Below are 20,245 nucleotides of genomic sequence, written 5' to 3'. Positions count from 1 at the left end.
GATTTAATTTATTTTTGAAAGACTATCACTTACTTTTTCAATCCAATTGAGTAGCTGTTCTTTCTGAACAGTATTCAGTACTGCATCTTTATGGATCAGCGTATAGGAAGCCAAAGGCATTTGATTGGCTTTTATCTGCTTGGCAATTCGGTCTAATTTATTTTCCTGTTTTCGTTTCGAATAACTTCCCCATTGGCTGAAATTCAAATTTTCTTTTCCTTCCTTGATATGTCCTTCCATAAAGGTACGTGCCGGCTGGATGTAGGAGTACCATGGATATTGCGTGTTGCTGCTGTGACAATCGTAACAAGAAGTCTTAAGAATCGTTTGTATATTTTTGGGAATGGGATAGACTTTTGAAATGTGAATTGGTAAAACCTGCCCGTAATCGGAATTGCGGGCAGGCTGATACAATTGCATCAGTAGAAAAATAATTAACCCAATAAAAAGAATCTTTCTGATGAACCGTTTCATTTTACAATTGTTTTTTCATTGAACCGCAGGTAAGCATTTTAGAACCATAGTAAGGGTTTTTTATCTCTTTTGTTTCACTGATCCAGATAGCTCCTTTTCCACCATCATACATAGGGCAAGAATCCTGATATAGTGTTTTTGCAGCTCCAAAAGTTTTGATCAAATCATTTATGTCTTTACTCAATAGAGCGAAATGCTCTCTTTGATGCTCAATATTACCGCCATTGGCCCCAATATGTTCTGCATGCTCTTTGGCATCGTCAGCTATATCAAGATATTCAGCTTTGGATTTTGGATTTATCGATTTTACATTTGTGGTTTTGAAAGCCGAATACAGTGCCTTGCCAGCTTTAGCGGCCCCGTTGCTGTCATCTTTTGCGAGTGCATTTTTTAACGCTAAATAATCTGCAACAATTTGCTGAGTTGAAAATTTTGCTTCTGTTTTTTTGCTTTGCGCATTGCCAGAAACCATTACGCATACCATTAATATGGCTGAAAGAATTGTATTTTTCATTTTAATTATATTTTAAATTGTTTAAAAAATAGGTTGCTATTGATTTTTTTTCTAAATATCTATTGGACTGTCTACACAATAAACACATGGGAAATAAGTGAATATTCAGCAAAGAGTATCGCACGGCGTAGTCTAAAAAAATTAGATACATTTCAATAAATTATGAACATCATTAGTCACGAGAAAATTGAGTGGTCATTATGTAAACAGCCCGATAAATTTATTAGTACTTAGCTGTACTATAGTTCTTTTTTCATAGAACCACAGGTTAACATTTTTTTTCCTTGATATGGGTTTTTGATCTCCTTGGTTTCGCTTATCCAAATAGCTCCTTTTCCGCCATCATACATAGGACAAAAGTCCTGATACAATTTTTGTTCTGATTTGAAAGATTTTATCAAATCATTCATGTCTTTACTTAACACGGCAAAATGCTCTCTCTGGTGTTCAATATTTCCGCCGTTAGCTCCAATATGTTCTGCGTGTTCTTTGGCATCATCAGCAATATCAAGATATTCTGCTTTTAATTTCGCATCTATCGAATTGGGATTTACACTGTTAAAAACTGCATATAATGCCTTGCCTGCATCTGCAGCTCCTTTTGTATCATCTTTGGTTAATGCATTTTTTAGGGACAGATAATTACTCACGATTTCGTTTATAGAAAATGTTCCTTGAGCAGTCTGGGCTGTTTCTACTTCTGCACTTTTTCCGGCCGTTTCCTTTACTGGCTCGGTTAATTCCATTCCGCATTTGGAACATTTGTCTCCTTTTTTTCCTGTAATTTCAGGATGCATGGAACAGGCATACAATTGCGAGTCATTCTGAGCTGTCCCGGAAGCCGCTTCAGGAGCTGCAGTTTCTTTGTTTTTTGAATTACAAGCTGTAAGTACAATTGCCATTACAAGGGTTGAGAAAATTAGTTTTTTCATTTTTTTTAGTTTTTATCTCTAATGAATGTTTTTTTGTCTAACATTCCTTTGTTTGAGTGTTATAAGAATTATTCTTTTTTTGATTGCAAATCCAATCTCTATTTTGCCTTTTAAATGCCTTTATATCAGATTTATATTTTCAGCACCAATCCGTTGGGTTTTCTACCGACATTAATCGTTTTAGAGACCGTATGGTTTGATACATTAACAACAGAGACCGTATTGGCGGTCTGATTGGTCACATAGGCAGTATTTCCATCTGCTGTAAATGTTATAGCATGTGCACCGGCACCAGTAGTGAATACACCTCCATGAACCCACATCATCTTAGTCTGGTCCCAGGTCCAATAATGGACTTTTGCATTGACAGGATCACTTACCCAAAGTTCTTTCTTATTTCCATTGTGAGACGCTATTCCAGGCATAAATCCTAGATCAATGGTTTGGCCTACGGCATCGGTTGCCACATTGATTACCGAGATAGATTGCCCGTCTTCATTATCAACATACATTCTGGCGTCAGTTCCTGTCCAGGCACCCACAGGGTTTTTTCCCACAGCAACTGTGGCTGTAACCTGCTTGGTTGCGGTATTTATAACTGACACAGTATTGTCATCTCCATTAGCAATATAAGCCTTAGTCCCATCAGAAGAAAAGGTAAGCTCAGCGGGCATCATGCCAACTGCAATGGTGCTTTTCAATGCGTATGTTAAGGCGTCATAAACCAGAACTTTTCCATTGATGTCCATTTGCGGCACCCAGATTTCTGAACCATTTGGGCTGTATATTGTGTTGTGGTTCATCATTGGCAGGCTGATATTTTTTACTGTTGCCCCACTGGCTGGGTCAATTACAAGGAGTTTACCTGTCATTCCTCCCATACCTGCGGTATGGCCTGCAGAGAAGTCCATTCCGGGTACACCGATAGCCAGATGATTGGAATGTAAAGAAATGTGGTGCGGCCACATGATCATATCGTTGCCGCTGCCCATTAGGCTTAAGGTTTCTGTAACTTCATTAGTTTCCAATTTGATTACTGAAATTGTGCCGTCCTGACCATTGACCACATAAGCGGCAGGATAGTTTATATTCAGTTTTGGATCGGACATATTCATATCATCCATTTTACTGCAAGAAAACAGCGAAACGGTCCCTAAAATTAAAACTCCAAGCATTGAACTAACGGTTATTATATTTTTCATTTTTTGATTTGGGATTATTTGATTGTTTCTATAGTTGATCCACAGCTTAACATCTGTGAACCGTAATACGGATTCTTGATGCCGCTTTCTTTGCTGAGCCAATTCGCATCAACCATTGGACAATGATTATAATAAACCGGCTGCGGCTGATCAGCAGTTTTTATAAGATCGTACGTGTTTTTGGAAAGGCTTTTAAAGGATTCCCTTTGCTTTTTTACATCTTGGTTTTCAGAAATATTTGTGGCATCTGAAGCTAAACTTTTCATTGCATTCATCCATGCAGTATGTTCTTTTGGCTTTAGGTTCTCCATTTTAATAGCATTGATTGCAGTAAGGAGCTCTTTAGATTTCAATGCGGCAGTTTTAGCATCTGTTTTCACCAAAGCATCTTTTACATCAAAGTAGCTGTCGAAAATTGCTTTAAAAGGACTGTTTTCTTGTGCATCTGCAGGAACTGCGGCTGTATGCTGTGAATGATCCATTTTACCCATATCCATTTCGGATTTTTTTATTGGAGCCGCCATATTTGTTCTTTCATATTGGCAGCATTGTGGAAGTTTTGCATAGGCGTCACCAGGAGCTAAGAACTGGTCGCTGTCATATCCTGCTAAGGCAATTCTTTTCAGGACTTCATCCTGATTTGTTTTCTTCTCATCATAGGTAATAGCCGCTATTTTGGTGTTTTCATTCCAGTTTACCGAAGCGATATTTTTGATGTTTCCTGCTTTTTCAATAGCAGTTTTGCACATTAAACAATTACCATAAATTTTTGCATTTATGTTTTTTGCATTTTTTATAGGTGCGCCAAACACTATGACTGACAGCAATAGAGTGATTGCCATCAATCCTTTTTGAATTGATTTCATTTTAAAATGTATTTGAAGTGAATATTGCTTTTGAGAAATAATTGCATACAAGAACTGTATAGAGAATTATTCTACAAAAAGCGAAAAATAAAAAAATGAAGCAGTTAGGCTTCCTTTTTTGACACACGTATGGCTGTCAAAAAAGTATTTAGCTTATTTTAGGGATAAGCCAGATAGTATAGAAACCAGAGAGAATGGAGGTTTCTGAACTGTGGAATTTTTGTTTTTTAGAAAAAACACTTATAGTGATGTTTTTAAAGTCAAGTTGGTTAAAGAAAGTAATTCCTCCGTTACAGATTGAGACACAACCGCATGACTTGTGCCCACATTTATGACCGCAGCAGCCATCATTATTTTTTTTGGAATGACTGCCATCTTTCGAGCAGCAATCATTGTCATGATTTTTGGAAGCTTCTTTAGTATAAGAAATCTTTCCAGAAAGTTTTCCACAAGCAAAAGTAGCCATTGGCATCAAGAAGAAACCTAAGGTAATAATTACTATGATGTGGAATCTTTTCATAAGACATGTAAAATCGTAAACAAAGATAATTATAAAAATATCTCTGTTTATAAATGAAATGTTAAAATTGTTATTTTTTCATAGTTTATTTAGAAATGGATTTTTCTTCCCCTGTTTAATAGTCTGCATTGAAGGCAGTACGCTATTGAACAGTAATTATTTTTTTTTGATTTGAACAATCTAAGAGGAAGATTGCTATAAATCAGCAAGGAAAATTTCAGTGTCTGAAATGTTATAAAGCGGAAAAACCGAAAGTTCTTCGGTTTTTCCGCTTTTAGCATTGTTCTGCTTTCTTCTTTTTCATTCGGGAGCGAATCTGATAAAGGTTTTTTTTCATCAAACTGAAAATAGCTTTATGATGTTTTGAATTGTGATTCCTCAAACCACGGCACTGTGCTATTTCCATTTTAGAAAGAGAAACCTCTATAGTTTCGATTGGTTTGTTGTCAATGCGTGCAGAGAAGAGCAGGGAATCTATCTTTTTGAAATACTCATTGGTAAAAACACAGTGTCTCAGGCTGTCGCCTTCGGTCATATGTAAAACTCAGTGATATTGACCACTGTTTTCCAATTTAAAGTGACCACTTCGTTTCGGTTTAAAGTGACCATCTAATTTCGGTGCAAAGTGAGCACCTAAAAAACTACTTTTTTTCGTGTGTTAATTATTGTTTCAAATATAGATAAATAATTATTCCTTGATTATGCTTTTTTTCTTTCTCATTGATTCCCCATGCAGCTCAACCCTGTGGGCCTGATGTATTAATCTATCAAGGATTGCATCTGCTATGGTTTTCTCGCCGATTATGTCATACCATCCCTGAACGGGGATCTGCGAGGTTACTATAATAGAACCATTGTTGTGCCTGTCCTCGATGATCTCTAAAAGTGTGATTCTGTTCTGGCTGTCCAATGCCTGGAGTCCAAAGTCATCTAGTATGATAACATCCTGCCTTTGTATTTTCATCAGTTCTCTCAGGTATGTACCGTCTGCTTTGGCCATTTTCAGCTTTGCAAACAATTTTGCAGTATTAAAATAACTTACTCTATAGCCTTCAATACAGGCCTGATAACCAAGTGCTGTTCCTAAAAAACTTTTGCCGACACCTGTGCTTCCTGTGATTAGTATATTTTCATTCTTTTCTACAAAACTGCATTCTGCAAGCCGGAGTATAAGATTTCTGTCAATGTTCCGGGACTGGTCAAAATTGATGCTTTCAATATTTGATTTGTAATGGAAGAGTGCATTGGTAATACTGCGTTCAATACGCCTGTTGTGGCGTTCATCCCATTCGGCATCTATTATCATTGACATAAACTGGTCAATGGTATAATGATCGGTTTTACCGCTCTCGATAGCTGTCATGAAGGCGTTATGCATTCCATGAAGCTTCATCTGTTTCATTTTTGCTACAGTAGATTCATTCATTGTAAATTGATTTTAGTTATAATAATTTTTTCCTCTGATATTGCCGTGGTCGGGAAGATCCTGATCTTCTTCCTTTTCGTGTTCCATAGGTATCTTATCCAGACTGTTTTCTAAGATGTTCTGTATGGTTTTAAAATTATAAATCTTAAAGTCCAGAGCACGTTTGCAGGCATTTGCTAATCTTTCTGCACCTACTTTCTTTTCAAAAGACAATATGCCTAGACAGCTTTTATAGGCCTGCTCGGGGTGGTTCCTGCTTTCTATTATCTGCATAATATATTCTCCTACTGCCGGATCAATGCTGTTGGCCCATTCAATAAACCTTAAGGCATTCCACTGTGCTACAAACTGATGTGTGCTTGCCATATGTTCTGGATTTGTGGTATAGATGTAGGGCTTTGGATTTCTGATGTGTGTGGCTATACGGTTGTATTTGAAGTATATTTCAACAGTAGAGCTTGTGTAGAGCAGCTTTACTTTTTTCTTTAAATATTGATAGGGCACGCTATAGTAGTTTTTATCCTGGCTTAACTGGACGTGCCCGTTCTGCATTACTGTTGCCAGAGACTGGTATTTAATCTCAAAGCGTTCCAGAGGAAGAGGCTGCAGTTCATGTCTTTCATCTTCCATGAAGAGTTCAAAACGAGAGTATGGTCTTCCGGTAAGTTTCTTGTTATTATGCGCATCGAGCAGATTCCATATTTCCTGGTTCAGTTCTTCTATGCTGAAGTATTTAGAGTCTTTCAGATTTGCATAAATTCTTCTGTAAAGTATCTTGACTGCTCCTTCAACTAAAGATTTGTCTCTGGGCCTGTAGGCTCTTGCGGGCAGAATAGTGGTTTCATAATGTTCAGCTAAATCTGCAAGAGTTTCATTAATGGTGGGTTCGAAGCGGCTGGTTCTGACTACGGCAGATTTTAAGTTGTCAGGCACAATTGCGGCAGGCGTTCCTTGAAAAAAACGCATTGCATTTTCTACCGAAGCTACAAAATCTTCCTTCTGCTGGCTCATTGACGCTTCTGCGTAAGTATACTGGCTGGCACCGAGTATGGCAACAAAAAACTGTACTTCCTGAACCTCGGACGTGTTTTTGTCTATAATTGAGAGTGTCTTTCCAGCATAATCCACATACATTTTATCGCCAGCCTTGTGATTCATATGCATCACAGGGTTTACCTTGTTGCTCCAGTCTCTGAAGCGATTCCTGAACTGCGTTACTCTAAGACCATCGGGATGGGTTTCAATATACCTTTCCCACATAGTTTGTATGGTGATGCCCACCTTTTTTAATTCCCGTTCCATCTGAGGAAAATAAGCATACAGATCTTCGATTCTTGAGGAAACAACTTCTGTCGGACCCTGAGAAAACAGCTCGTCCAATTCAGTGTCAGTTTTCTTGTTGACAGTTTCCAGGCTTAATCCCAGCACTTCAAATAAAGAGATATATTTTTTCACAGTATTTCTGGAAAGAGATAAATATCGGCTTATAAACAGCTTGCTTTTGCCGTTGCAGTGCAACTTAATGACTTTTCTGATTTTGTTCATGTCTAGTTTGTTATTTGCCATAGTCTGTAGTTTTTATACAGATCCATGGTTTAACAGCATGAAAAGAAGTAGTGTTAGGTGGTCAATTTGAACCGAAACAAGGTGGTCAGTTTAAATTGAAAAGGAGTGGTCAGTTTGACCCGAAATCGATGGTCACTTTATGCTGAAAAAGTGTGGTCAATTTGACCGCTTTTTCCATTATTGCCCATTACAATAAAAAATCAGCATTTAACAGCAGGAATGGTACTTTTGGAACCGGACCTGACCTTCACGGAATCAGCGGATGCGGCTTGTGGTATACGGATCCTATGCATTTGATTTCGGGAACTGTAAAGCCAAAATTAACCGCAATAATGACCGATTGGCCAGTAAAAGACAGATCTGTGATTATTGGGACGCGCATTGATGTGATAACCGGAATCATAAAGAAATATCTTGAGGTTGATTTTCCCGAGTCTCAGATTGTAAGGGTTCATTAGATTGCTTTGCTGAAATATTGATCCATAAAAAAAACTTAAGAAGGGTTGAGTACCCAATAAATGAAAGTATAGAGATTTCAGGTAATTGTACCTGCCTTGAATGCTGTTTTATTTTGTTAAATTTGGCTGATTGGGTGCTTTTAATTTAAGGCGCAGCCAGTTAATATTCTGATGAAATTTAATTCTTGTTTATGAAGGACTACTACCAAAAAGATGTGCCCATATTGCTGAAGCTTGCAGAGCATAAGGAGGTGCTGGACGGCTTTCCCACTGAAAGCGCTAATTCACAATATGATGCCAGACTGATTTACAATCAAAGAAAGCCTGAAGAGGTGCAGCTTAAAATTTACTATAAGCCATCTGATCATCTTTACGAGAAGTTCAGGAGTCTTGCGAAAGCAGGTGTAAGTATCCTCGATATGATACAACCTGCTGTATCTCCGCATAAATGGGTAAATCCGGAATTTTTTGAGTTTTCTGAAAACTCTCTAATTGGGATTCAGGAAACCCATTATTACGATCATGACAAGAAATTCCTGATACTGGTTCTTCAAAATTTTTGTCTTTTCGAGAATGGAAGGTATGCCGGGGACGCAAGATTCAGGCTCGGGGACAATGCCATTTCCCACCTCGCGGGATATATCCAGTACGGCCAGCTTGGGACTTATGATTCAGATGATAAATTCATTGAGCGTAATGAAAACAGGTGGACAAGTTTCGGCCCTGTCGAATTTATGCTTTCTTTAAACCATTCGTACAAACAGGGCGAACCAAAAAAAGATTTTGTAATAACCAGAGATGCCGAGCTGATTATTAGGGATGACAGCCAAAAGATAAAAGATCTGGATCTTCTTTCGCTCGGAGAAGATTTATGCCTTATGATGTCCCTGTATTGGGAAAAAAGCATTGATTTTTTCAATGCATTGCTAAGAGTGAATGATAGGGAAAATTATGGCACCAGGGAAGTTTTTAAGCTTAGCGGAGAGCGCAATGATTTATCTCAGGAATTTCATTTGAAAGATAAATATTCGAATATTTACGATTTTGCGGAGTCGATTGATTTTGACAAATTCCAATATTTAAGAGAACTAATCCGGGAGGCTGTTCCAAGACTGATAAGCATAAAGCATCTTGATGATATTTCAGCTTTCATGGTCCTATACAACATCGTTGAAAAGTTCAGGAACTTTTTTTTAAAGAATCCCTTGGACGGCCAGACTTTTACTGTCAAGGAAGAATATGCTTTTATAGGATCAGAGGGCTCTATTAATAAATTCATAAAAACGAAAATAAAGGAAATTGGCGAAATAGTGGAGGAGGATGATAAACTGGAATTTGATTCCAAAGCTTTCGAGAAAGTATCGTTTATTAAAAAGACAGGCCTTATTGATCAGTTTGAGGGTTTCATAAAGTATCTCAAATTGGACCCGGGCAAATATAATATTGAATTTGACCAGCTTATTAAAGTACGCAACCTGATTTATCATGGAAATCCGCCGGGCAGGGATCTGTCGCCTTACAATAAGGAGCTTAAAGCATTGGTATATGATATTTTACTTGCCATAATTGCGCGCTAAGCATTTAGCTTTTCACGTCTGGCGTCCAGATAATAAATGATATTGCCAATATTTAAAACTGGCAAAAAATATTACTGAAAAATAAAACCGTGCCTGTTCACATTTTATCAGACAGAAAGAGACAATCAAATTTTTGATTGTCTCTTTCTTAAGGGTGCAGATTTTTCTGGGCAGGGACATCAATTAAAAACTGATTTTTAATTCCTTGCAACTGAAAAAACAGGCAGGCTATCGATCTGTATGGTCTGCGTTGGGTAGGCAAGTTCAATTCCTTTATCTGTAAAGGCCCTGAAAATCTCAAGATAGACGGCCTGCTGGCAATCCATATAGAAATTGTAATCCGGGTCATCCACGTAATAGACGAATTCAAAGTTTAGGCTGAAATCCCCAAAAGCGGAAAAATGCCCCCTGTCATAAATAAGCTTATCTTTTGAAGCTATTATGGATTCGACAATTGCGGGAATGTCCCTAAGCTGCTTATCAGAAGTCTGGTAAGTAACCCGGATAGTGAAAACAATCCTTCTCCTTTCCATGCGTTTGAAGTTGCGAAGCCTTGAGTTGGTCAGGTCTGTATTGGAGCATACCAGCTGTTCGCCGTTGAGGGTCCTGATGCGGGTGGTCTTTATCCCGATATATTCGATAACGCCGCTGTCGGTGCCCACTGTTACAAAATCTCCGATTTCAAATGGACGGTCAAAGAAGATGACAAAATAGCTGAACAGATCTCCAAGTACGGTCTGCGCCGCAAGGGCAATGGCGATACCTCCCACACCCAGACCCGCTACGATGGTAGTGACATTGTAGCCCATATTGTCAATAAGGAACACTGCGCCTAAAATCCAGATGATGATATTCACTATGGCTATAAGCCCGCCTGCCTGCTTTTCCTTGCTTTCGCTGTCCTGATCGCGCTTGATAAAGGACAATACGAATTTTTTGAAGGCAGCAATTATTATTTTAATGATAAAAAAAGTGATCGCCATCATATAAGCCGTATGGAGAATATTTTTAGCCTTCAGGCCTAAAGACAGGGCCTGCAGCGAAAAATAAACGGTGCTGATATAGAGCAGGGGCAGAACATTGATCTCAATAACCTCCATTGCGAATTCGTCCCACGATGTGGCAGTGGACGCTGCCCATATTTTGAGCCGTTTGAAAATGTATATTTTAAATATTTTTATGAGTGCAAATAGGAGAATTATAATTATTAGCGCTGTGAGCCATTTATAAATAGTGTTTCCCCAAATCAGGGTGCTTAGAATCTCTTCCATGAACTTTTATTTTTATAAGTTAGAAAAATGAATGCAGGCATGCATTGCATCTGTTAATTATCTGAGCAGTTCGAAAACGCTCCAAAACGAAATCCGGCAAATATGCCTGCCCTTAGATTCGGTATCCGATGCAGAATACGGTTTCATCAGAATTTACGGGATTTGCTTCGGTTTTGTAAAGGACTGTGCCCGACTGGGGCGCAGTGAGGGTTTTTATCCTGTTTCCGAAAATATCGGCCAGATAGCCGATCTGCTGGTTTTCTTTTATTTTATCGCCTGCCTTAACGGAACTGTAGAATATGCCCTGAAATGGAACCTTTACGAAGGCCTTTCTGTTAAACCTGTGTTTTGGTGCCCTTGCAGGCTTTATTTTGCGATTGGTGTAAAGCTGCAATTCCGCCATAATCCTGTACAGTGCATCCCTTGCTGGTGAGAGGCCTGAGCGCCCCTCTTTTTGCTGTCCTCCCACTGTCATGCTCAATGATGGTATTCCCAGCCTTGCCGCCTGTTTTACGGCACATTTCGAGGGCTCTCCAGATGAAAGGACGTACGGATGGCTTAAGATTGTATCGAGTCCGCTTGCCTCGCTGAGACGAAATTCCAGCATTGTCTGCTGCATGAATTCCGAATTGTCATAGTAGCAGATAAAATCTATTGGATCGCTTGCCGCATCGCAGCTGTTCAGCTCCAGAAATACGTCAGTGGCGTCGAAGACAGCCGTCGCAACAAAATCGGCGATCAATTCTGCCGCGGTTCCTCTGTGACTGCCCGGAAAAGCATCGTTAAGATGGGATATCCCAATAGGATTTGAACCGGAGCTGCGGCCATCGTAGCGCTGCACATCAGCATCGGGGATGATAATCAGGTTTCCTTTGAGCTTCTGGGGGTTTATCTCGCGGCGAAGCTCAAGAAGAGAGGCGGCTGCGGGAAAGCCGCCTTGGCGGATTCCGGCGGCTATGGTAAGGGTAGGGCCTTTTTCACGTCCTTTGATAAGGGTCATGGGAAGATCCGCCCAGATGGAGTCCGAAGATTTCAGACACATAACCGTATCATTTATGGACGCTTCCTGCTTTTCAAAATACTCCTTAAGGGATATTTTTTGGGACTGGACGCTGTGGATGGCAAAAAGGTATATAAAAAAAAGAATTAAATTTTTCATTGCATTATGTGATGGATAATGGTTCTGTATGATTACAGAACAATCATCCTGATTTGCAGACTGTGCTAAAGCCTGGTTTTAATAGGATTAAAGGAATTTTCAGCTGTCTTGAAAATCAATTGAAAGAGTATGTATGCCCAAAAAATTATAGGGAATACCATAATCATCCTGCCGCTGAATGTGGAAATATAAAGGAGGTTTGCGAAAAACCGCCAGCTTATTTTCGGGCATTGAGAATTGCAGAGGGAACAGCTTCTGTTGGGCATACCTGAAGCACAGCAGGCTCAAAAGAATAGAAAGACAGCCATCGGTGCAAAGCCGTGAAGCTGAATTGCGATAGTTTTGCCGCTATGCGATAAAAGGCAGCAGGGAAATTTAATAAGGGCTAGAAGAGATTCAGCCGGTAAAGCGACCCGGTTGAAGAGGCAGTAAATGCGGCTTTGAGCTTAAAATAGGCGAAACTCTTGCTGTGCGTAAGCGATAGCGCCTCATAAGCAAATTTTTCAAATAGAGATTTTAATGCAGCAGGGGCTTTATGCTTCTCTTTTTTGTCCTGAGAAGAAGCGCTTATGCGGATTTTCTTTTTGCTGTGGGGTGCATCAACAGCAGACTGCTTGGCATTCCTGCTGGAAAAATTGAGCATCTCAGCACAATCGGCAAGAGCGGAGGACACGCTGTGGACTTCAACCCCGAAAAGCATGCGTATGGCAAGAAGCGCCATTATCAATATGCTTTTAAAATGCTTCATGCTAAAGATAGAATTCTGGCTTATTTTTTATAGTCCTGCCAAATATAAGGCATTTTAAACAAAATCAGCCGGCGCATCCCAAATATAGCAAAGATTTAACTTCATGCATTTATGCATTAATGCTTATCCTATATTTTTAAATGCCGGGATTAGGCTATTGGCCAATGGAGAAAAATGCTTTTTGCAGCCTTTCTTTATTCTATGGCTAAAATGGCGCGCTCTTCGGGTTTGTTTGACCACTGCACCTGCCAAACCCGTCCGTCAACCTGGTCGAGCAGAATGAAATTGTATATATTGGTGGTAGGGCTAAGTGCAAATCTGTTGTTTTTTTCCTGATCAGGGGCAACAAGTGCTTTTAGAGAAAGGGGAGACTCGAACCTGTTTTTTCCAGTGTCCCACTGGACCTGCCACATCTGTCCGTTTCGGGTGTTGAGTTTGATATAGGTCCACATGTTGTTTGTGCTGTATAGCCTGTATGAAGCGTCGACGCATGGAAATGTGAAGGAATTGGAAGCGGATTGGCTTTGGGCCGATACGGTAGTGAACATTGCGAAGACTAGCAGAAAAAATAAAGTTTTTTTCATAATTTTCAGATTAGTTAATTAGCAGTAAATTAATATTTTATTTTAAAAAAAACACCAAATAATGTGCCGAAATTCAGATGATTTCCAAACGTAAAAGATTCATGCACACTTTATTGTTTGACTCGATGATTTGAGGCAGTTTATGGCCTGGGATGAAAAAAATCTAAGAAAAATATGCTAAATTCGCTTGATTGGAGAAGATGACAGAATGCGTAATGTGCGAAGATATAAACATACTTTTTTTAACCATTAACCAAAAAATTGACTAAATTGACAACAAAAGAATTCTTAGAATTTCTAAAGGAAAAAAATCATTTGATAATCAACCATAAGGACCACTACAGCGAAGCTCAGACAGGAAAAGTATTTGCAATTGATGGTAATGCCGTGAAATTTTATTGGACTTCTGACGATGATAAAACAGAAGCAAGGGGGTTAGTCACTTATGATATGCAGCAGTTTGCACAGTTGGTAAATCCGTTTTTGATTGTAGACAGAAGCTGTTCTTTTAGCGATAAATATTATAGCACCCTGCAGAGCAAGATAAAAAAAAACTGGCATGAGGTAATCAATACGCTCCATTCTTCCCCACATAAAAGACTAAAGGTTGATGATTGCGTTGATCTATTAGTAACATCAATAGGTGTGACCAAATTAGAGGCCTCTGGAATCCTTAAATCTCACTTAGCCGTGGGCACATTTAAGTATGATGAATTTAAATCAAGTGAGTTTATTATTTTAGGCAGGAATACAATCGAGCTTGAAAATAAAAAAAGATACCTGTCTTCAATTTCAAGTGAAATCAGAAGCCAGAGCGAGCGCATTAATTATATCATCAGCCATGGCCAGACAGTTGGAAATTATAGAGAGCAGCTTTTTATTTCTGTGCTCCGAAAATATGTGCCTAAAAAATTTCATGTCGCAACAGGATTTATAGAGGGCAGCAATAAACAGATTGATATCATAATTTACGACCAGCACAATTATATTCCCGTTTTTAGAGAAGATGACCTAGTAGTGGTAAAAAAGGAATCCGTAGCGGCCGTAATTGAGGTTAAAACGACTTTAACTTCCGCAACAATTGCAGATTCGCTGAAGGGTATTGAAAAAATATGTGAAGGACCAATGAATTCCATTCCTTTTTTTAAGGGAATATTTGCGTTTAATACCAAAATGAACAATAAATCAGCCGCGAATACAATTGCATCTTTCTATAAAAAGAATGGTATACACGCCATTTATGATCATTTAGATGTAGTTTGTGTACCCAATAAAATATGCGGTTTCATAGATTATAACAATCTCGAAAACGATGAATATTCATGTCCGTCATTATATATTATTGAAGATGCAAAAGGCATCTCTATAGGAGAATCGTTTTTCTTTCAACGGTTATTTGCGTTTTTGGAAGTTGAAAATTCAGCAAAGAAAATAAATGGGTTTTACTTTAGTGTGTTGAGGGAAACAGCCAGTCTGTCTCTGCACCAGATATTGACTCACAATGATTGGACACCTTTCCATTCATTTATTTCAGAAATCAGGGGTACGGCAGATTTTGAGCCCGATATGGAAATCATAAAAAATGACGTTAAAAAGCGCATAAAGGATGTAAGGAATTGGATGATGGGTGAAATGAAAAGAGAGCTGCTCATTGAAAAGTACAACAATGACTAAAGTGAAATGTTTTCTATTTCCCTTATTCAATTATTAACGAGTTTTTTTAGGCTAAAAGAACAAACTGCATTGGAATAGCTATGGTATAAACTTGGAATTTAACTAAGCCGGCACCTGAATCAAAGCGTAGGCTTTTTTGTTAGGCAGCCGTGCCGTACTGGATGTGGGTGCATCCGTATTTTCCAAGAAACTATGAAAAAAAACATGTTTTTTGCTTAATTGGGCAAAAATTCAGAATGTTTACAAAATTGAATGTTTACTTTGCATTACAGGAAATAATCACGCCGCGTCTTCATTTAGGAAGCCGGAATTGTCTGTTTAAGGTATGCGGCAATATCGATACGTATTTTTCCTGTAATCAGCGCTTTATTGCGCATGTAGTCACTTTGCAATCGGATTGCATAAACTATTTTATACATTTGTCCCATGAGATGGAAAACAACAATATTACTACTTTACATTCTAGGGCTGCTAGCAGTTCCATGCAGTGATGTATACAATAGCTGTATTTCATCCAATTCGGACCAGAAGGAGCTTACCCATAATCACAGCCGTGATAATGACGACCACTGCACTCCTTTCTGCCAGTGCTCCTGCTGCAGTGTTTCGGTTTTAAAATTCAGCTTCAAGATGCCGGATTTTAATCTTCCCCAGCAGCACATCAGTGCCAGGAATACTGTTTTGAGAGACTGCCAGTTCATTTCCAGCTACACTGGAACCATCTGGCAGCCGCCTAAGATTTTCGTTTAGATTTTTCGGATTGCGCATCCCACCAGTAGTGGGCTATGGCAGGCATTGAATGTCCTGCAGGGCAGGCGTATGCTTTACCGTAACCAATCGGGATGCCTGTACGCACTTCTAACTTTCCCCATCTTAAAGACGGGCTGAAAGACTATTTTCTAAACGTTAAAATTACTTGCATAGTGTTAGACAGTATAATTAAATTCAGTATTAAGAACAAAATCATTATTGGCTTAATGACTTTGGTCCTTATCATATGGGGCGCATGGAGCGCTACAAAACTGCCCATAGATGCCGTACCTGACATCACTAACAATCAGGTTCAGATTTTTACCAGCTGCCCTACGCTTGCCGGGCAGGAAGTGGAACAGCTGGTGACATTTCCGATAGAGCAGAGCATTGCAACTGTTCCAAAAATTCAGGAAATCAGAAGCATATCAAGATTCGGGCTTTCTGTTATCACAGTTGTGTTCGATGAAGAAACGAATATCTATTTTGCCAGACAGCTTATCAATGAAAGGCTGAAGGAGGCTACCGACAGAATCCCGCAAGGGGTGGGAACTCCGGAAATGGCTCCTGTAAGTACGGGTCTTGGCGAGGTGTACCAGTACATTATCCACCCAAAGAAGGGCAGCAAGAATAAATACAATGCCAAAGACCTGCGCACCATGCAGGACTGGATTGTGGCCAGACAGCTGTACGGGACCCCTGGAATCGCGGAAGTTAACAGTTTTGGAGGTGAATTAAAGCAGTATGAAGTTGCCGTGAACCCTGAAAGGCTTCGTGCAATGGGGGTTAGCATCCCCGATATCTTTACTGCGCTTCAAAAAAACAACCAAAATACGGGAGGCGCCTATATAGATAAAAAGCCTAATGCTTACTTCATCAGAGGAATAGGGCTGGTGACATCATTGGATGATGTTAAAAAGATTGTAGTGAAAAATACCGGAGCGGCGCCGATTTATGTAAGCGATGTTGCCGAGGTTAGATTTGGAAAAGCGGTCAGATATGGGGCCTTGACCTATAATGGCGAAGTTGATGCGGTGGGCGGTGTCGTAATGATGCTGAAAGGCGAGAACAGTAATGAGGTTGTAAAGCGCATCAAAGAAAAACTGCCGACCATCCAGAAATCCCTTCCTGACGATATTGTGATTGAACCGTACCTTGACCGTACAGACCTTGTCGGCCGTGCAATCAGCACAGTTGAAAAGAACCTGGTGGAAGGCGCACTTATCGTAATATTTGTGCTGGTATTATTTTTAGGAAATTTCCGCGCGGGGCTTATTGTTGCCTCAGCCATTCCTCTTGCAATGCTGTTTGCGCTTGGACTGATGAATGTATTTGGCGTAAGCGCCAATCTGATGTCTCTTGGGGCAATTGACTTTGGCCTTATAGTGGATGGTGCGGTAATTGTGGTTGAGGCCACGCTCCATCATCTGGCCATGCGCAAGTCTCTCAATAATCTTACCCAGGATGAGATGGATGAAGAGGTTTTCGATTCTGCCTCTAAAATCCGTACCAGTGCGGCCTTCGGTGAGATCATCATTTTAATTGTATATATCCCGATTCTGACCCTTGTGGGCGTTGAAGGGAAAATGTTCCGCCCTATGGCGCAGACGGTAGGATTTGCAATATTTGGAGCCTTAATTTTATCATTGACTTATATTCCGATGATGTGCGCGCTTTTCCTATCTAAGAAACCGCAGCATAAAGAGACGTTCAGCGATAGGATGATGAACAGAATCCAGAGCATTTATCAGCCTCTGCTTCAGAAGGTGATTGATATCAAATATACTGTGGTTGGCGTTACGGGAGCCATATTCCTGGTTGCCGTCTTCTGCTTTACAAGAATGGGAGGAGAGTTTATCCCGCAGCTTCAGGAAGGCGATTACGCATTCCACTGCATACTGCCGCAGGGAAGCTCGCTGAACCAAAGCATCGAGACCTCGATGCAGGCCTCAAGAATTATCAAGCAGTTTGACGAGGTGAAGATGGTTGTCGGCAAGACGGGAGCTGCCGAGGTGCCTACCGATCCAATGCCTCCGGAGGCCACCGATTTAATGGTTGTCCTTAAACCGCAGAAGGAATGGAAATCAGGCAGGAGCTATGCAGAGCTTGCAGATGCCATAATGGAAAAGCTTGAAGTCATTCCGGGGGTTTTCTTTGAAAAGAACCAGCCGATCCAGATGCGTTTCAATGAGCTTATGACCGGTATCAGACAGGACGTTGCCGTGAAGATATTCGGTGAGAATTTAGATACGCTTTCCCAGTATGCCAACGAAGTTGGGCAGGTTATACAAAGCGTTCCGGGAGCAACCTCGCCGCAGATTGAAAGGGTTAGCGGCCTTCCGCAGATCAATATTGAATATGACAGGACCAGAATTGCCAATTACGGGCTTACCATCGAGGATGTGAATGATGTTGTCAGCACTGCCTTTGCAGGAAAAAGCACGGGACAGGTATATGAAAACGAACGACGATTCGACCTTGTGGTGCGTCTTGACAGCATTCACCGAAGCAGCATAGACGATGTGAGCAATCTGATGATCCCAACCAATACCGGTGTTCAGGTGCCTTTATCCCAGGTAGCTAAAATCGACTATAAGCTGGGCCCTGCACAGATCAGCAGGGAAGCGGGAAAAAGAAGGATTGTAATCGGATTCAATGTTAAGGGCCGAGATGTGCAGAGTGTGGTGCAGGACATCCAGAAAAAGCTGTCTGAGAAGGTAAAACTGCCGCCAGGATACTATTTCACTTATGGAGGACAATTTGAGAACCTGCAGGCTGCAAGCGCAAGGCTTATGATTGCAGTGCCGGTTTCGCTGCTGCTGATTTTCGGACTGCTGTATTTCACATTCCGTTCCTTCAAGCAGGCTACGCTGATCTTTACTGCAATACCTATGAGTGCCATAGGGGGCATATTTGCCCTAATGCTAAGGGGGATGCCTTTCAGCATCAGTGCCGGAATCGGATTTATAGCTCTATTTGGAGTTGCAGTGCTAAACGGTATCGTACTGATTGGAACATTTAACCAGCTTGAAAAAGAGGGGATGAGCAACATTTTTGAAAGGGTTAAAGAAGGAACCATTACAAGGCTGCGTCCCGTGCTTATGACTGCTATGGTGGCATCGCTGGGATTCCTGCCGATGGCTATCAGCAGCAGCGCCGGAGCGGAGGTGCAGAAGCCCCTTGCTACGGTTGTAATCGGAGGTCTTGTGACAGCTACGTTCCTGACTCTTTTCGTGCTGCCTTTACTCTATATTATTTTTAACACGAAGTTTGACTTTAAAGGAAAATTTAAATTGAGAAATACAACTGCCATAGCTATATTGCTTATTGCGGGTCTAGGGTCTGCAAACGCGCAGCAGAGGATCCCAATTGAGAAGGCTGTCGAAACCGCCCTGCAGAGCAATCAGCAGCTGGACATCAATAAGTCTGAAATCCAGGCTGCCGGGCTCAACGCAAAAACGGCCATTGACATTCCTAAAACCGGTGTTTTTGCGGAGAATGAGGATTTGAGGCCGTCCGACAAAACAGGGATCTTGAAAATCGGTATCTCGCAGAGTTTTGCGTGGCCGGGACTTTATGCCGCCAGAAAAAGCTATTTCAAAAACCAGCTGCAGTACAGCCAGCTAAATACGCTGCTTTTGAACGCTACAATCAAAAGGGATGTGCGCACGGCCTATTACAAGCTTTGGTACCTGCAGGACAAGCAGCAGCTGTACAAGCGTCTGGACAGCATCTATACGCAGCTTTCAAAAACTGCGGAAGTTCGCTTAAAGGCAGGTGATGTGGCACAGCTGGATAAGATTGCGGCAGAGGCCAAGCTTCAGGAGCTGAAAGCTTTTTCGGACCAGAACAAGAAGGACATGACCGTGCAGCAGCAGCAGCTGATGATGCTTATGAACCTGAATGAATGGCTGCTTCCCGTAGAAGCGCCGCTTGGCAAAGCCGAGGTTACATTATCGGAAAGCGGCGGACTGCATCCGCTTCTGACCCTTCAGGAGCAGAATGTGAAGATTGCATCATCAAACATTTCAGTAATCAGAAACAGCAATATGCCTGAACTGTCGGGAAGGGTATTCAGCCAGAGGCTTTACGGGCTGGATGATCCGTACACGGGGTTTTCTGCCACTGCATCGTTCCCGCTTTTCGGAGCCGTATCGGCCCATAATAAGGTAAAAGCGGCAAAGGCTGAGAAAGAAGTGCAGGAAAAGAACCTTGCCTATCAGACCCAGCTTCTGGCGACCCAGAAGAATTCTTCTGTGGCGGAGATTGAAAAAAACCTTGCGCTGCTGAATTTCTATGAGACTTCAGGGCTTAAGCAGGCAGAAGACATTATCAAAGCCTCAACATTGAGCTACCGCTCGGGGGAGATTAGCTTTGCTGAGCTTGGACAGTTTCTGACCCAGGCCGTAGGCATCCGCCAGAATTATCTTGACGTATTGAACCAGTATAACCTTTCTGCGGTGCAGTTTGACTATTTCAACAATAAATAAATAATATAACAGCCTGTGGGACAGGCAGAGCCTT

The 20,245-nt window shown here is 40.8% G+C and carries 18 protein-coding genes; 5 read left to right on the top strand and 13 right to left on the bottom strand.

The features are described from left to right. Positions 1–3: 3 nt before the first annotated feature. From K6T82_RS10910 to istA, 9 genes are all read right to left on the bottom strand, one after another. The gene (locus tag K6T82_RS10910; RefSeq protein WP_008463760.1) at positions 4–474 is read right to left on the bottom strand and encodes a heme-binding domain-containing protein; all 471 of its coding nucleotides are present in this window, start codon (positions 472–474) and stop codon (positions 4–6) included. 1 nt (position 475) lies between these two features. Further along, positions 476–988: a DUF3347 domain-containing protein gene (locus tag K6T82_RS10905; RefSeq protein WP_008463761.1), complete on the bottom strand. Its 513-nt coding sequence runs from the start codon at positions 986–988 to the stop codon at positions 476–478. 239 nt (positions 989–1,227) lie between these two features. Further along, the gene (locus K6T82_RS10900) at positions 1,228–1,920 is read right to left on the bottom strand and encodes a DUF3347 domain-containing protein (protein WP_008463762.1); all 693 of its coding nucleotides are present in this window, start codon (positions 1,918–1,920) and stop codon (positions 1,228–1,230) included. A gap of 131 nt (positions 1,921–2,051) precedes the next feature. Continuing rightward, entirely contained in the window at positions 2,052–3,122 is a 1,071-nt protein-coding gene (locus K6T82_RS10895) for a YncE family protein (protein WP_008463763.1), read from the bottom strand. Positions 3,123–3,136: 14 nt separating this feature from the next. Beyond that, the gene (locus K6T82_RS10890; protein ID WP_008463764.1) at positions 3,137–3,988 is read right to left on the bottom strand and encodes a DUF3347 domain-containing protein; all 852 of its coding nucleotides are present in this window, start codon (positions 3,986–3,988) and stop codon (positions 3,137–3,139) included. 148 nt (positions 3,989–4,136) lie between these two features. Beyond that, a complete protein-coding gene (locus tag K6T82_RS10885; protein ID WP_035690951.1) occupies positions 4,137–4,508 on the bottom strand; it encodes a hypothetical protein in 372 nt (123 codons plus the stop codon). Positions 4,509–4,782: 274 nt separating this feature from the next. Beyond that, entirely contained in the window at positions 4,783–5,043 is a 261-nt protein-coding gene (locus tag K6T82_RS10880; RefSeq protein WP_223705937.1) for a PcfJ domain-containing protein, read from the bottom strand. Between the two features lie 153 nt (positions 5,044–5,196). Continuing rightward, the gene (istB, locus tag K6T82_RS10875; protein ID WP_073411995.1) at positions 5,197–5,934 is read right to left on the bottom strand and encodes an IS21-like element helper ATPase IstB; all 738 of its coding nucleotides are present in this window, start codon (positions 5,932–5,934) and stop codon (positions 5,197–5,199) included. 12 nt (positions 5,935–5,946) lie between these two features. After that, entirely contained in the window at positions 5,947–7,500 is a 1,554-nt protein-coding gene (gene istA, locus K6T82_RS10870; RefSeq protein ID WP_073414698.1) for an IS21 family transposase, read from the bottom strand. Between the two features lie 161 nt (positions 7,501–7,661). Here istA and K6T82_RS10865 point away from each other — a divergent pair, with 161 nt between their 5' ends. Both K6T82_RS10865 and K6T82_RS10860 read left to right on the top strand, forming a co-directional pair. Beyond that, positions 7,662–7,958 carry a hypothetical protein gene (locus K6T82_RS10865; RefSeq protein ID WP_223705936.1) on the top strand — a complete coding sequence of 99 codons (297 nt, stop codon included), beginning with the start codon at positions 7,662–7,664 and terminating at the stop codon, positions 7,956–7,958. A gap of 191 nt (positions 7,959–8,149) precedes the next feature. After that, complete coding sequence (locus K6T82_RS10860; RefSeq protein WP_223705935.1) at positions 8,150–9,535, top strand: hypothetical protein; 1,386 nt, start codon at positions 8,150–8,152, stop codon at positions 9,533–9,535. A 197-nt stretch (positions 9,536–9,732) separates the two neighbouring features. Here K6T82_RS10860 and K6T82_RS10855 read toward each other — a convergent pair whose 3' ends face one another. From K6T82_RS10855 to K6T82_RS10840, 4 genes are all read right to left on the bottom strand, one after another. Then, a complete protein-coding gene (locus tag K6T82_RS10855) occupies positions 9,733–10,806 on the bottom strand; it encodes a mechanosensitive ion channel family protein (RefSeq protein ID WP_219071607.1) in 1,074 nt (357 codons plus the stop codon). A gap of 112 nt (positions 10,807–10,918) precedes the next feature. Continuing rightward, complete coding sequence (locus tag K6T82_RS10850) at positions 10,919–11,965, bottom strand: succinylglutamate desuccinylase/aspartoacylase family protein (RefSeq protein WP_223705934.1); 1,047 nt, start codon at positions 11,963–11,965, stop codon at positions 10,919–10,921. Between the two features lie 385 nt (positions 11,966–12,350). Further along, positions 12,351–12,686, bottom strand: a complete 336-nt coding sequence (locus tag K6T82_RS10845; protein ID WP_219071605.1) for a hypothetical protein — start codon at positions 12,684–12,686, stop codon at positions 12,351–12,353. Positions 12,687–12,907: 221 nt separating this feature from the next. Further along, on the bottom strand, positions 12,908–13,297 hold the full coding sequence (locus K6T82_RS10840) for a hypothetical protein (protein WP_219071604.1): 390 nt from the start codon (positions 13,295–13,297) through the stop codon (positions 12,908–12,910). Positions 13,298–13,567: 270 nt separating this feature from the next. Here K6T82_RS10840 and K6T82_RS10835 point away from each other — a divergent pair, with 270 nt between their 5' ends. The 3 genes from K6T82_RS10835 to K6T82_RS10830 all read left to right on the top strand — a co-directional run bounded on the left by K6T82_RS10835 (position 13,568) and on the right by K6T82_RS10830 (position 20,211). After that, positions 13,568–14,971: a DUF6602 domain-containing protein gene (locus tag K6T82_RS10835; RefSeq protein WP_219071603.1), complete on the top strand. Its 1,404-nt coding sequence runs from the start codon at positions 13,568–13,570 to the stop codon at positions 14,969–14,971. A gap of 426 nt (positions 14,972–15,397) precedes the next feature. After that, the gene (locus K6T82_RS24670) at positions 15,398–15,721 is read left to right on the top strand and encodes a DUF6660 family protein (RefSeq protein ID WP_370433041.1); all 324 of its coding nucleotides are present in this window, start codon (positions 15,398–15,400) and stop codon (positions 15,719–15,721) included. Between the two features lie 173 nt (positions 15,722–15,894). Then, on the top strand, positions 15,895–20,211 hold the full coding sequence (locus K6T82_RS10830) for a CusA/CzcA family heavy metal efflux RND transporter (RefSeq protein WP_219071612.1): 4,317 nt from the start codon (positions 15,895–15,897) through the stop codon (positions 20,209–20,211). Positions 20,212–20,245: the final 34 nt, after the last annotated feature.

Source organism: Flavobacterium potami (assembly GCF_020026915.1).
Classification (GTDB): domain Bacteria; phylum Bacteroidota; class Bacteroidia; order Flavobacteriales; family Flavobacteriaceae; genus Flavobacterium; species Flavobacterium potami.
The sequence above is the reverse complement of the archived record's forward strand: the minus strand, read 5'-3'. Positions and strand labels throughout refer to the sequence as shown.

Excerpts from the sequence above, each read along its gene's own strand:
- K6T82_RS10905 (WP_008463761.1), bottom strand. The coding sequence starts at position 988 with ATGAAAAATACAATTCTTTCAGCCATATTAATGGTATGCGTAATGGTT.
- K6T82_RS10855 (WP_219071607.1), bottom strand. The coding sequence starts at position 10,806 with ATGGAAGAGATTCTAAGCACCCTGATTTGGGGAAACACTATTTATAAA.
- K6T82_RS10840 (WP_219071604.1), bottom strand. The coding sequence starts at position 13,297 with ATGAAAAAAACTTTATTTTTTCTGCTAGTCTTCGCAATGTTCACTACC.
- K6T82_RS24670 (WP_370433041.1), top strand. The coding sequence starts at position 15,398 with ATGAGATGGAAAACAACAATATTACTACTTTACATTCTAGGGCTGCTA.
- K6T82_RS10885 (WP_035690951.1), bottom strand. The coding sequence starts at position 4,508 with ATGAAAAGATTCCACATCATAGTAATTATTACCTTAGGTTTCTTCTTG.
- K6T82_RS10860 (WP_223705935.1), top strand. The coding sequence starts at position 8,150 with ATGAAGGACTACTACCAAAAAGATGTGCCCATATTGCTGAAGCTTGCA.
- K6T82_RS10910 (WP_008463760.1), bottom strand. The coding sequence starts at position 474 with ATGAAACGGTTCATCAGAAAGATTCTTTTTATTGGGTTAATTATTTTT.
- K6T82_RS10845 (WP_219071605.1), bottom strand. The coding sequence starts at position 12,686 with ATGGCGCTTCTTGCCATACGCATGCTTTTCGGGGTTGAAGTCCACAGC.
- K6T82_RS10850 (WP_223705934.1), bottom strand. The coding sequence starts at position 11,965 with ATGAAAAATTTAATTCTTTTTTTTATATACCTTTTTGCCATCCACAGC.
- K6T82_RS10890 (WP_008463764.1), bottom strand. The coding sequence starts at position 3,988 with ATGAAATCAATTCAAAAAGGATTGATGGCAATCACTCTATTGCTGTCA.
- istB (WP_073411995.1), bottom strand. The coding sequence starts at position 5,934 with ATGAATGAATCTACTGTAGCAAAAATGAAACAGATGAAGCTTCATGGA.
- K6T82_RS10880 (WP_223705937.1), bottom strand. The coding sequence starts at position 5,043 with ATGACCGAAGGCGACAGCCTGAGACACTGTGTTTTTACCAATGAGTAT.
- K6T82_RS10895 (WP_008463763.1), bottom strand. The coding sequence starts at position 3,122 with ATGAAAAATATAATAACCGTTAGTTCAATGCTTGGAGTTTTAATTTTA.
- istA (WP_073414698.1), bottom strand. The coding sequence starts at position 7,500 with ATGGCAAATAACAAACTAGACATGAACAAAATCAGAAAAGTCATTAAG.
- K6T82_RS10900 (WP_008463762.1), bottom strand. The coding sequence starts at position 1,920 with ATGAAAAAACTAATTTTCTCAACCCTTGTAATGGCAATTGTACTTACA.